10 protein-coding genes are annotated in these 12,666 nt (G+C 41.0%); 5 read left to right on the forward strand and 5 right to left on the reverse strand.

What is annotated here, in order from left to right:
* Positions 1–154: 154 nt before the first annotated feature.
* Both betB and ACWU4D_RS17850 read left to right on the forward strand, forming a co-directional pair.
* On the forward strand, positions 155–1,615 hold the full coding sequence (betB, locus tag ACWU4D_RS17845; protein WP_456052873.1) for a betaine-aldehyde dehydrogenase: 1,461 nt from the start codon (positions 155–157) through the stop codon (positions 1,613–1,615).
* Positions 1,616–1,830: 215 nt separating this feature from the next.
* Positions 1,831–3,048, forward strand: coding sequence for a hypothetical protein (locus tag ACWU4D_RS17850; protein ID WP_456052808.1), 1,218 nt, complete (start codon positions 1,831–1,833; stop codon positions 3,046–3,048).
* Between the two features lie 311 nt (positions 3,049–3,359).
* Here the strand turns inward: ACWU4D_RS17850 and ACWU4D_RS17855 are convergent, their stop codons facing one another.
* Entirely contained in the window at positions 3,360–4,292 is a 933-nt protein-coding gene (locus tag ACWU4D_RS17855; RefSeq protein WP_456052809.1) for an exopolyphosphatase, read from the reverse strand.
* A gap of 614 nt (positions 4,293–4,906) precedes the next feature.
* On the opposite strand from ACWU4D_RS17855, the gene kduD reads away from it, so the two are divergent.
* From kduD to ACWU4D_RS17870, 3 genes are all read left to right on the forward strand, one after another.
* The gene (gene kduD / locus ACWU4D_RS17860) at positions 4,907–5,665 is read left to right on the forward strand and encodes a 2-dehydro-3-deoxy-D-gluconate 5-dehydrogenase KduD (RefSeq protein WP_456052810.1); all 759 of its coding nucleotides are present in this window, start codon (positions 4,907–4,909) and stop codon (positions 5,663–5,665) included.
* An 18-nt stretch (positions 5,666–5,683) separates the two neighbouring features.
* Complete coding sequence (locus ACWU4D_RS17865) at positions 5,684–6,322, forward strand: RpiB/LacA/LacB family sugar-phosphate isomerase (protein WP_456052811.1); 639 nt, start codon at positions 5,684–5,686, stop codon at positions 6,320–6,322.
* Between the two features lie 180 nt (positions 6,323–6,502).
* Positions 6,503–7,351, forward strand: coding sequence for an aldo/keto reductase (locus tag ACWU4D_RS17870; RefSeq protein WP_456052812.1), 849 nt, complete (start codon positions 6,503–6,505; stop codon positions 7,349–7,351).
* Between the two features lie 123 nt (positions 7,352–7,474).
* On the opposite strand, the gene ACWU4D_RS17875 is transcribed toward ACWU4D_RS17870, so the two are convergent.
* From ACWU4D_RS17875 to eutB, 4 genes are all read right to left on the reverse strand, one after another.
* Entirely contained in the window at positions 7,475–8,755 is a 1,281-nt protein-coding gene (locus tag ACWU4D_RS17875; protein WP_456052813.1) for a TRAP transporter large permease, read from the reverse strand.
* Positions 8,752–9,270: a TRAP transporter small permease gene (locus ACWU4D_RS17880; protein ID WP_456052814.1), complete on the reverse strand. Its 519-nt coding sequence runs from the start codon at positions 9,268–9,270 to the stop codon at positions 8,752–8,754. The genes ACWU4D_RS17875 and ACWU4D_RS17880 overlap by 4 nt, the downstream gene beginning before the upstream one ends.
* Positions 9,271–9,357: 87 nt before the next feature.
* Positions 9,358–10,365 (reverse strand): TRAP transporter substrate-binding protein, encoded by a 1,008-nt coding sequence (locus ACWU4D_RS17885; RefSeq protein ID WP_456052815.1) that lies wholly within the window; start codon positions 10,363–10,365, stop codon positions 9,358–9,360.
* 104 nt (positions 10,366–10,469) lie between these two features.
* A complete protein-coding gene (gene eutB / locus ACWU4D_RS17890; protein WP_456052816.1) occupies positions 10,470–12,665 on the reverse strand; it encodes an ethanolamine ammonia-lyase subunit EutB in 2,196 nt (731 codons plus the stop codon).
* Between the last annotated feature and the right edge of the window lies 1 nt (position 12,666).

Consider the following 12,666-nt stretch of genomic DNA (forward strand, 5'->3'; position numbering starts at 1 on the left):
AATAAAGTAAACATAACAAACCCATTAAATGAATAAAATTCAATAACTTAACTAACAACCAATTAACTATAAACTCGTACACTTCCATTGACAGCTGTTTGATATTACAAAGTAGAGTCGGTAACATTGATATTTTATTGAACAAAGAGTCCACATCTATATGACCTCACTTTATATCCACGGAAAAGCCTTCAAAGCGACATCAGGCGAAACCTTTCCTACATTCAATCCTGCAAATGGTGAACAACTTGCTGAAGTAGACCAAGCTTCAAAACAAGATGTTGACGCCGCGGTTGAGTCTGCTCGAAAAGGTTTTCAACAATGGTCAGCCCTTTCTGGTGCGGAGAGAGGACGAATTATGATGCGTGCGGTTGCGATTCTACGAGAACGCAACGATGAACTCGCTGAATTAGAAGTGAAAGACACCGGAAAGCCACTTCAAGAAGCGCTTGAAGTCGATATTACTACGGGTGCCGATGTTATCGAATACTTCGCAGGTTTAGCGGCTGGTTTGCAAGGACAGCAGCAAACCTTAAATACTGAACAGTTCTTTTACACTCGCCGAGAGCCTTTGGGAATATGTGCAGGTATAGGTGCTTGGAACTACCCGATACAGATCGCAATGTGGAAATCAGCTCCAGCTCTCGCTGCGGGCAATGCGATGATCTTCAAACCCTCTGAAGAGACTCCTCTTACTGCTATTGAATTAGCGAAAATATACACTGAAGCAGGTGTACCAGATGGTGTTTTTAACGTCGTCCAAGGCGATTACCGAGTTGGGGAGATGTTAACGGGTCATCCAGACATCGCCAAAGTTTCCTTTACTGGAGAGAGTTCAACAGGTATCAAAGTAATGACCGCTGCAGCTCAAACTCTAAAGCAAGTTACAATGGAGCTGGGCGGTAAGTCTCCTCTTATCGTATTCGATGATGCCAATATGGATAATGCCATCACTGGTGCCATGTTAGCGAACTTTTATACCCAGGGAGAAGTCTGTACCAACGGCACTCGAGTATACGTTCATGATGCTATTTACGACGAGTTTTTAGACACCTTAACTCAACGAACCCAAAAATTAATCCTTGGGGATCCTCTTGATCAAAAGACGCAAGTTGGTTCTCTGATTTCGAAAGATCACATGAGCAAAGTACTTGATTTTATTGAACAAGGGAAAGCTTCTGGAGCTCGCTTAGTTTGCGGTGGAGAACGCGAAGTTACGCCACCGATGGATAAAGGCTGCTTTGTTCAACCAACGATATTTGCAGATTGCGACGAGACTATGCCGCACGTGAAAAACGAAATTTTCGGCCCTGTGATGTCAGTCTTGCGTTTTAAAGATGAAGACGAAGTCATTCGCCGCGCCAATGATACCGAGTATGGTCTCGCAGCTGGTTTGTTTACGCAAAATCTTTCTCGAGCTCACCGAGTTATAGCACAACTTGAAGCGGGTATCTGCTGGATAAACACCTGGGGTGACTCTCCCGCTGAAATGCCAGTTGGTGGGTATAAGCTTTCTGGTATTGGTCGTGAAAATGGCCCTGAGACACTGCACAGTTATACACAAACTAAGAGCGTATTGATCACTTTAGGTGATCTGGAGTCGCCATACGAATAGAGGTTTTTATAACTGAGCCAATCGAACACGTATCGTCATATTCTAACGGACTCAGAGTATGACGATATTTCAAGCATCATTTTCATATCGCAAATCAGGTTTTAATTATCGTTAACACGATACTTAAGATTTGATATGGATGATTTGAAGTGTTGCATAATCATACACAAGGAATCTTATATGTGTGCTAAGCAAACAACCGGAGGTACTAAGTAATGACAGCTTGGATATCTATCGGTATTTTATTTACCTTCATCTCCATCGCATTTGTCTTATATCGTTGGGGCAACTTAAAATGCATTGGTGTTACACCAGTACGAAACTTTACCTTTATTGCAATCCTTTTTACATCTGGGTTAGATGTCGGGTTAATAATGTTCCCGCTTACTGAGTTTGCTGGATATGCAGACGTCGCGACAAGCCCCGAATATGCATTCAGTAATCCACTCGCTATCGAGTTTGGATATTGGGCATTTTTCATTTGGACATTCTACTTTCTAACTTGCTTCTACTTTTGCGTCATCGAACCAAAAGTAAAATTCTTCGACATTCCAATCATTAAGTTTATAAATAATGTCGTAATCGTAAGCACTTGTGCCTTCACCGCGTACTTATTATTGATTAATTTACCTTGGTATATCCCGCAATTAGGTGACGGGGAAACCGTGATTGGTAGCTTCTATTTAATTGTCTTTGTGGTCATCGCAATTGCCGTATATTCAAGCACTAATATTCGATATGTCAGAATATTAAGTTTAGGCAGTAGCTGGTTATTTCTTGGGTTAATCGCACTTATGTGGACAAATGCTTTCTTAGGCGAAAATTCTAGTGTTGGTGAATTCTTTACGACGTTCTCCTTACTTGGAAGTTACTTCACAAACCTGCATAAATTTGTTTTGCCGCTTAATGATTATCATGAATTCTACCTGTTCTGGTGGTTCTCATGGAGCATTATGATTGGACAGTTTACCTCTCGCTTTGTCGGTGGCCTGAAAACGTACCAAGTTCTCGCATCAATGATGATATTCCCATCTATCCCAATTGCGATATGGTTTACCGTTCTTTATTACTACAATCTAAAAGCGATTCCTGTTGATGGCATTTTCAATATAGCGATGATTTTTGTTGGTATCACGTTTGTTGTTAACTCTCTCGATTCGTTAGTTCGCTTATATACAGATAACTTGAACCTAACTGTTAAACGCTTTGGTAAACCACTCTACTTTGTGGGTAATTTAGTTTTATTATCAGGATTAACCCTTTTGTTTAAACTGGATTTCTTACAAATACAATGGGTTGGTGCGTTAGCGATTGCCCTTATACTAGGGTGTTTTGTTTATATTTTGGCAACCAATTATCGGAAAGTAGCCAAGATCGACCGCTCCACTCAAAATGACGTTGTTGATTTTAAGAAAATCGAACTCAGTAACTAAACCAAAAAAGAAGGAGGCTAAAACGCCTCCTTCAATGTTTATTCACAAATTTAAAGTTAAACTTTATATCTATCCATTTCGGGTCACTCCCTTCCAAAATTTAACTCGTTCTCTTTCAATAAATGGTAACTTCTGTCGGTTTAGATCTGCGATAAACGTCGACAATGCACCATAACGCGAACAAGGACCCGAATGTAGGTCTTGCCTTATCGGATTCTCAAACTACTGTGGAGAACCATTAATAAGACATAAAAAATCGGAACTTCCATGTAAAAAGTCCCGATTCGTATGCTTTATAATTTAAAGTATAATTAGCCCGCGCTAGTAATCGTATCGATTAACTCTTGCTGTACAGTATCTGCTTTCTCAATAGCAATTTGGCAAGTACCGGCAGCCACATGACCACCACCACCGTAACCGAGCATTAATTCACCAACATTGGTCTTACACCCGCGATCAAAGATCGATTTACCTGTCGCGAATACAATATTTTGTTTTTGGAAGCCCCACATTTTATGAATAGAAATATTACAATCGGGGAATAGCGCGTAAATAGTAAAGCGGTTACCTGCGTAAATCGTTTCTTCGTTGGTTAAATCAAGAAGAACTAAGTTGTTGTGAACCGTTGAACAGTTCAAAATTTGCTGTTGAAATAACATTTCGTGTTCACGGTACAACTCAATGCGCTCTTTCACATCTGGTAATGCGAGTATTTCCTCAATACTATGGTTCTTACAGTAATCAATCAAATCCATCATCAATGCATAGTTTGAGATTCTGAACTCACGGAAACGTCCCAAGCCAGTTCTCGCATCCATAAGAAAGTTTAATAAATTCCAATCTTGTGGGTTTAATACTTCATCACGATTGAATTGGGCTGAGTCACCTTTATCGACGGCTTCCATCATTTCCACCCATTCGACAGGAAACGTATCAAGGCCCCCGTAATAGCGCCAAACAACTCGAGCAGCAGAAGGTGCATCAGGATCAATAATATGGTTATCCTTTGCACCTTTATTTCGAATCGTTTCAGAAAGGTGGTGATCAAACGTTAGGTGGCAATCTTCAACATAAGGAAGGTTAGTCACAATATCATTCGGTGTTATTTCAACGATCCCATCCTGCATATCTTTTGGATGGACGAACTTAATATCATCAATAAGCCCTTGTTGCTTCAACAGTACTGCGCACACCAACCCATCAAAGTCACTGCGCGTGACAAGCCTATACTTTTGTTCTGACATACTGATTCACCTAATCTACTTCAAATATTATGCGCAACTTCATTAGCATGAAATGCTATTTTCTCAGGTATAGAAGTTACACAGATGATGTGGCATGAACCCTCTACAGGTAGCAGCCAAAGATTTAATATTACTATGCCTTAATATTAGACAAAGATAGAAAACTTTCCAGCCGAGACAACGACTCTCCGAACAAAAAATTTGGATTCTTTTTTTACGAGTAAAAAAGACCATGCTCCTTTATAAAAAAAGGTTTTACCCACAGAAGGTTACGCTTTTCTTTTCGAAATATTAACCGCCTAAATCGAGGCTCAATATTCATAATTAACTAAGCTGATATTGGCACATTATCCCTTTCCAAATGAAATTTATATGAAACATAGGCTCGCTATAACATTCAATAAACATGAAGCTAAGCAGTAGAAGTGTTATTCAGGTCGTAGTAAACGCAAATCATTAACGCTATATTTGTATGATTATTAAAATTCACCTGCACATGTTGATGAATGAGCTTTCAAGTTCCTCCACTAGAAGGTTTCTTCAGTAGAGACGACTTTACTCAAAGTCACTCACAGTCATCATTATTTAGCGTAAACATTTCAAGGAACCTACAAATGCTTGAATCATTCAATCTACAAGGAAAAGTTGCAATAGTGACCGGTTGTAATACTGGACTAGGGCAAGGAATGGCTGTCGCGTTAGCCAAAGCAGGCTGTCATATTGCAGGGGTGAACCGCAGTGAACCGACTGAAACTCGTCAAAAGGTTGAAGAATTAGGGCAACAGTTTATCGATATTCGCGTTGATATCTCATCACTCGACTGTATCCCAACCATTATTGAAACAACGTTAAGCCAATTGAGTAGAATCGACATTCTCGTCAACAATGCGGGCATTATTCGTCGCAACGACGCCATCGATTTTACTGAACAAGATTGGGATGATGTCATGGACGTCAATTCTAAGTCTCTTTTTTTCCTCTCTCAAGCCGTTGCCAAGCAGTTCATCGCCCAAGGTGAAGGCGGGAAAATTATCAATATCGCCTCGATGCTATCGTACCAAGGAGGTATTCGAGTCCCTTCTTACACAACCTCAAAAAGTGGCATCCTTGGATTAACGCGCCTTATGGCCAATGAGTGGGCTCAGCACAATATCAATGTTAACGCGATCGCGCCGGGCTACATGGCAACGAATAATACTGAAGCACTCAGAGCAGACGAAGTTAGAAACCAAGAGATCCTAAATCGAATCCCAGCCGGAAGGTGGGGAAATGCTGATGACCTTGCTGGCCCATGTGTTTTCCTCGCATCGAGTGCTTCAGACTATATCAATGGCTTTACTATAGCAGTCGACGGTGGTTGGCTAGCTCGCTAATAACAAATGGAGTTTTAAATGAAAATCGCTCTTATGATGGAAAACAGCCAAGCAACGAAAAATGCGGCAATACTAAAAGAGTTGCACCACGTTGTTGATGATCTCAATTACCCTGTCTACAACGTAGGTATGAGTGATGAGAATGATCATTCAATTACCTATGTTCACCTGGGTATCATGGCCAGCTTACTTATTAATTCAAAAGCTGTTGATTTTGTCGTTACAGGCTGTGGGACGGGACAAGGGGCAATGATGTCACTGAATATTCACCCTGGTGTTGTTTGTGGCTACTGCCTCGATCCTGCCGATGCATTCCTCTTTAATCAAATCAACAATGGTAATGCCCTAGCGCTGGCTTTTGCTAAAGGTTTTGGTTGGGGAGCGGAACTCAACGTGCGTTATATGTTTGAGAAAGCATTCACTACCGGAGAGCGAGGTTTAGGTTACCCACTTGAAAGAGCAGAACCGCAACAGAAAAATGCTGGCCTACTTAACGATGTAAAAGCCGCTCTTGCTAAAAACGATTTCCTTGAGGGTATGAAAGCCATTGATCAGGAGCTAGTGAAAACTGCAGTGACTGGCGAGCGCTTCCAGCAATGCTTCTTTGATAATTGCCAAGATAAGGATATTGAAGCTTACGTACGATCATTGCTTTAACCTAGTACAAACTTAATACCCATCGCATATAAAGGCAGCAGAGTGATAAATACTGCTGCTTTTATTTATCTTAAAAAATCGTAAGACTGATAGGTCACCACAACCAATGCCTTGACAACGAATGCACTAATTTCTCAATCGAATAACGTTTTGCAAAAATGTGAATATAGAGGAAATACAATGAATTTGAGCGCGACATATAAACTGAATAATGGCATCGAAATTCCTAAATTAGGCTATGGAACATTTCAAACTCCGGATGACCAGTCGGGTATTGAAGCCATCGTAAATGCACTAAAAGTAGGATATCGACACATTGATACAGCCCAAAGCTATAAAAATGAAGGCTGTGTGGGAGAAGCCATTAAATTATCCGATATTCCTCGCGAGCAATTATTCATTACCACCAAAATAGCAAACTCAGTCAACGGTTATGAAAATACAATAAAATCTTTAGATGAATCCCTTAACAAACTCGGCATAGAAACGATTGATCTCGTGCTTATTCATTGGCCGAGCCCTAAAAGGTTTCGAGATCAATGGCAATCACGGAATAGCGAAACTTGGAGAGCCTTGGAAACGTATTATAAGCAGGGAAAAATAAAAGCTATTGGTGTGAGTAATTTTAAAACTCACCATATTAACGAACTATTAAAAACCGCAACCGTGGTTCCAGCGATAAATCAAATTCGCTTATGCCCTGGTGATGTGGATGTTGAAACTGTCAATTTTTGTCGTCAACACAACATGCTGCTTGAGGCTTATAGCCCACTAGGACAAGGCGCGATTTTTGACACACCAGAAATCACAGCACTCGCTGAGAAACATAATAAAACCATCGCACAAGTCTCTTTGAGATGGAGTTTGCAGATGGGCTTCTTACCGCTGCCAAAAAGTGTAACACTAGAAAGAATTCAAGCGAATACTGATATTTTTGATTTTCAGCTTAATGATGAAGATCTTACCATGCTAACCAATCTCACGGGTCGATGCGGTGAATCAAAAGATCCCGACTCGGTGCCATTTTAAGCGAACAAGGTAGGCTGACAGCTCTATAGCTGTCAGCCTCCGCTTTCTCTACACCCACCGAGCGACTTCAAACTCGACACTAATGCTTCGTCTTGTGCGTTTTAAGCATAATGTCACCTTAGGTTAATCAAACAGCGATGGGATAAATAAGGTTAACGCTGGAATATAAGTGATCAACAGAACAATAATAATATTGGCCACGATAAACGGCATTATCGCACGGCTAATTTTTTCCATCGATTCCCCTGAAATAATGGATGCAGCAAATAAACAACAGCCGACAGGCGGGGTCGCGAGTCCTGTAATCAAGTTTACACACATAAATAATCCCGCATGAATAGGGTCGATTCCCATCATATTAAATAGCGGCAAAAATACAGGTGTAACTATCATCAATGCAGGAATTGAGTCCATGAACATACCTAAGAAAAACAACAGCACGTTGATAAGCAGCAAAATCAACCAAGGCGATTCAACATTTTCCATCAAGTATTCCGCAAACATCATAGGCAGTTGCTCATTAGATAATGCCCACCCAAAAATCGCTGCGGCAGCGATAATGATCGATACACTTCCGGTTTCAACGGTAGATTCTCGAATAATCCCCATTAATTTTGTCCAAGATAATGAACGGTATACAAACATGGCGATAAACATGGCGTAAAATGTCGCTATCACCGCTGCTTCGGTTGGACTGACGATTCCCATGAGAATTCCGCCCAGAATAATTATCGGCAAAAGCAGAGCGTAAAAAGCACTACCGACGATATTAAACCCCTGTTTTACATTATATTTTTCTTCTCGTTTAGGAAGATCATTTTTTCGTCCATATAACCAAACCACCAACATCTGTGAAACACCAACCATGATTCCAGGAAGTGCTCCAGCAAGAAACATATCTCGAATAGAAACCTGAGCAATAGAGCCATAAATAATAAACATGATACTTGGCGGTATGATTGGACCCATGGTAGATGATGCAGCAGTCACCGCTGCGCTAAAGCTTTTTTTATATCCTGCTTTAGTCATCGATGGAATCATCACAGAGCCAATTGCCGTCGTATCAGAAATAGCCGTGCCAGTGATCCCACCAAAAAACATACTGACTACAATATTAACGTATGCCAAATTACCTTTAACTCTCCCTACCATAAGGTCGGCTAAACGAATAATTCGGTCGCTAATTCCCGACTCAGACATAATTTTACCCGCGAGGATAAAAAACGGTATTGCTAACAAAACAAATGAATCGAATGAGCGTAGTAATCTAACAATCATGATACTGAGCGGAACCTCAGAACCAATGAAGTAAACTAATGTCGACGCAATCAGGGCAAAAGGAATTGGGATTCTAATGGCCATTAACAATATAAAAACTAAGATCATTAACAGAACAAAAGTCATGAGATGCTCCGGGGACTAAAAAGGGAGATTAATTTTCTTAATAGATAAAGAAAAATTAAAAAAGCAAATAGTGGTATGGATAAGTAAACGCTGCCGATCGGAAACCAAGAAATAATCGGTGGATGCACTGACCACATAGAAATGGCATGTTCAGTCCCAATAACCATAAAAATCAGACAAAGCGCTATCATAATAAGGCAATGGATGAAATCGAACACCTTGCGAGCTTTAGGACTAACACGGTCGTAAAGAATATCAACTCTTGCATGTCCATCATCAATATATGCAATAGCGCTACCGACTAAAACAATAACAATATAAATGTAGCGAGAGATAGTATTGGACCAGGAAATAGGAGAATCGAACCAATACCTTAATACAATATTGGTTCCGAGTAGCGCAATTAGCCCAACCATTAGCAAAAACAGAACCGAACCACTGGCGCTTTTTACTCGGTTCATTATTACGTCAACCCAACGGCCGATATCATATTTACCTGTGTCTGTTTTAGCCATAATTAGCAGCTGACCCCGTTGCTCATATTGTTTAGCTTATGCCTGCTCATCTAGCGATGAGCAGAACATAAACTTAAAGGTTTATTACTATTTAAATGCTTCTGGAAGACGAGCATTCGGATCTAAATATTGAATATGCTCATACCACGCTTGCCAATTTGGCTTATCATCAAACCATTTCGTATAAACCGCTTCAGAGGCTGCTTTAAATTCCTGAGTGTCTGGGTAAGTAACCGTGATTCCATCGGCTTTCATTTTTTCAATGTATTCCGCTTCTCGGGTATATTGCCAAGCATCCGTTAGCTCAATTGCTTCAGCAGCCACGGTTTGAACGATTTCTTTTTGTTCATCGTTAAGCTTGCCCCACGTTTTTGGCGAGATAAAAAGAATTTTCTGAGTCCACATCTGGTTAAGAATCGCATAGCTATTCACAACTTCGCTCATTTTAAAGATATTGTTGCAGTATACGCCTAGGTCGTCAGCTTCAACCATACCAGTCTGTAGTGAGGTATATAGCTCACCCCAGTCTGTTGGTGTAACGGTAAAACCAAACGCTTCGTAGATATCGATAAACAACGGATTTTGCATTGCACGAAGCTTAATACCTTTCGCATCTGCAATGTTATTGATTGGTTTCGTACTCGCTACTGCAAACCCGTTACAGTCGGAATAAACCCCAAGCGGAATCATTCCAGTTGCATCACCAACCCCTTGAAGCACTTCTTTCACAACTCCTGAACTTCGCGCCACTTTGTAATGCTCTGCACTTTTAAATAGATAGGGTAATTGGAGAAACTGAATATCATCATAATAACCCGCAATATGTCCGGCACTGCTGGCCGCGATATCGACGGTGCCCGCTTTTGCAAATTCCAGAGCTTCTTCTTCCGAACTACTTAATGTTCCGGGGAATATAGAAACGGCTAAATCACCTTCCGTTTTTGCTTCGAGTAACGATTTAAACGTTTCCGCGAGTAACTGATCGGCATCAAACACATTGTTTTGGTGCGCAAATTTAAGCTTCATTGTCTCAGCGTGAAGTCCTTGAGCTGAAAACAACATAAGACAACTCAACGCGAGCGTTGTCTTTTTCATAATTTTATTTTTTACCATCATCTTTCCTATCCTTGTTTAAGGTGTGTATAAATAAAATCTTGCTAGTGTACCGATTAGCTAATGTACAGATTAGAAACTCATAGCTAAGCACTGATCTTTTCTTTTAATAAATCCTCTAAACGATTGCCTGCCGCTTGATGTTCCAAAATTTCCATCACTTTTTCGGCTACGACACTCCCCCCCTCAACTGGAGGCAAGCCACCTTGATATATGTTGGTTATTAAAGTGTATTCGTAGCGAATATTTTCAAGCTCACTATATTTGGCTGCATTCTTCTGAGCATCTGCATCCTTAAGCTTTAGCACTAGATAAGCCGACATGCTTTTAGAAGAAAGAGCATCCCCTCCCGGTCTTTCGCCTGCGAGTAAAATAGCAATATTGCAATCTAAAACATCGGCGATACACTCAGCGAGTTTAACTCGACCAAAGTGAGTTACTATCGGCTCACCTAATGTGTAATTCCGGCTTTTTAGTCCATCCATAAGCACAGGAATCAACTCTGGAACATTGTGATGTATTGCCTCAGCAGAGAGCCCGTCAGTAATGATAATCTGCACATCATTGCTCTCTTTTGTGAGTGTATTTAGATCTTCCTGAGATAGTTTTGATCCCAACTCAGGGTTTTTAAGATGTTCAGAATGATCAAGTGCTGTCGATTTGAACTCTCTAAATTTGAAACCGCTAAATTCTTCCACTCTAAGTTCCGAATGAACGGCTTCTCGTCCTACTGACTGATTAATTCTGATCGCTTCTTGTACTTTATTGGCAGGACGCGGGCCTGCATTTTCAAAACCAGGTGCGTTTGGTAGCGATTCATGTAAACGCTGAAATTCCATATCGCTCTTTATGAATAACCTAGGGTTACCCCAATTAGGTCCGCGCTCCACACTGCCATCAGTGTTTTGAATGTAAATTCCCTTCGTTACAGCCCATTGTAAAAATTCTGGAGCAGGGTTTCGGTGATAAACTTCCCTTAGGGTTTGATCATCGTGACCCGAGTTAACAAAGTGCGCCAACATTCGATCGGCACCTAGATAGATATCCATAAAGAAATTAGCGCCAGCCGCAGTAGCCAATTGAACCGCCATTTGCTGACCTTCGATATGTGAATTTGAATGCAAGGTATAACTCGGACTAATCCCCATAGGTAATCCCAATAGCTTACCCATGAAGTGATCTTGAAGTGTCGATACCATTAATTCAAAATCATTAAGGTGAGTTTCTGGGCCAATAAAACCGGTCGCATTATTCACCATAAACGGATCATATCGACGACACAGCCCATAACAGAGAGCTTCACACGTCGTCATATCCATATCATTGTGTTTACGGTAGGTCATTTCACTACCTTGACCCGTTTCGAAATACATAAACTGATCAGCGATATCTTTAAGAGGTCCTTCCTTTTTCATCGTTTCATAGGCGTGATCCATAAACTCGACGGTAACGTCAAACTCTTCCGTTAATGTCTGTTCGGTTCCAGCAAAACTTTGAAATAGGATCTCTACGGGTGCTCCTTGCTTTAATGCGGTCAATTGACTTTTGATATGCCCTAGAACACAAATCTGCGATGGCGCTCCTGTTTCACGGCGCAACTTATCTAAATGCCAAAGGATCGCCGAAACATTATCTACAGAACCATCTGAAGGATTCACCCCAATCATGCAATCTCCCATCCCCATTGCAAGATCGTTGTAAACCATCATCGAGATGGCATCAAGGTTGTCCTTCGGGTGATTAGGTTGCAGACGAAAAGAGAGTGTTTTCGGTAAGCCAATAAGAGTTCGAGCTTTGGTTTGTCTCACGATTTTAGCAGGCAAAAATACCAATTCATGAACGTCCAGTAGCTTAGTCAGAGCAGATGCCATCACCGGAGTTAATGCCAAGCCCACTGTACCAATACGAGTACCATTACTCGCCAACAAGTGATCCTTTAACTCTCCCATTGTCATACTGGCTATAGTATGGAAGATATCCAAATCTATTTCGTAACCTGCTTTCATTACGGAATCAACACGACCATCGGGTCCGGTCAACGGGTTATCATAAATATGTTGAAGAGTAAGCGATGAAATAATAGCTCTGGCGGCTTCTCGTGCCATAGCATTTTCCGGAGCCAACCCAGTTGTTCGATCGCCCGCCTTACTGATGTCAGCAGCACCGAGGAGTTTCTTCAACCCCGTAAAACTAAAAGTTTCATTTAATATCTGGAAAGAATAGGTTTCTTCTGGGCCAGGAACAGGGACATTAATATTGTTAAGAGGAATGAGATGCTTCATG

It is taken from the genome of Vibrio phycocola (genome assembly GCF_053850235.1).

What these genes read in the sequence shown, in the direction of transcription:
- eutB (WP_456052816.1), bottom strand. Translation starts at nt 12,665, where the DNA reads ATGAAGCATCTCATTCCTCTTAACAATATTAATGTCCCTGTTCCTGGC.
- kduD (WP_456052810.1), top strand. Translation starts at nt 4,907, where the DNA reads ATGCTTGAATCATTCAATCTACAAGGAAAAGTTGCAATAGTGACCGGT.
- ACWU4D_RS17855 (WP_456052809.1), bottom strand. Translation starts at nt 4,292, where the DNA reads ATGTCAGAACAAAAGTATAGGCTTGTCACGCGCAGTGACTTTGATGGG.
- ACWU4D_RS17875 (WP_456052813.1), bottom strand. Translation starts at nt 8,755, where the DNA reads ATGACTTTTGTTCTGTTAATGATCTTAGTTTTTATATTGTTAATGGCC.
- ACWU4D_RS17880 (WP_456052814.1), bottom strand. Translation starts at nt 9,270, where the DNA reads ATGGCTAAAACAGACACAGGTAAATATGATATCGGCCGTTGGGTTGAC.
- ACWU4D_RS17885 (WP_456052815.1), bottom strand. Translation starts at nt 10,365, where the DNA reads ATGAAAAAGACAACGCTCGCGTTGAGTTGTCTTATGTTGTTTTCAGCT.
- ACWU4D_RS17870 (WP_456052812.1), top strand. Translation starts at nt 6,503, where the DNA reads ATGAATTTGAGCGCGACATATAAACTGAATAATGGCATCGAAATTCCT.
- ACWU4D_RS17850 (WP_456052808.1), top strand. Translation starts at nt 1,831, where the DNA reads ATGACAGCTTGGATATCTATCGGTATTTTATTTACCTTCATCTCCATC.
- ACWU4D_RS17865 (WP_456052811.1), top strand. Translation starts at nt 5,684, where the DNA reads ATGAAAATCGCTCTTATGATGGAAAACAGCCAAGCAACGAAAAATGCG.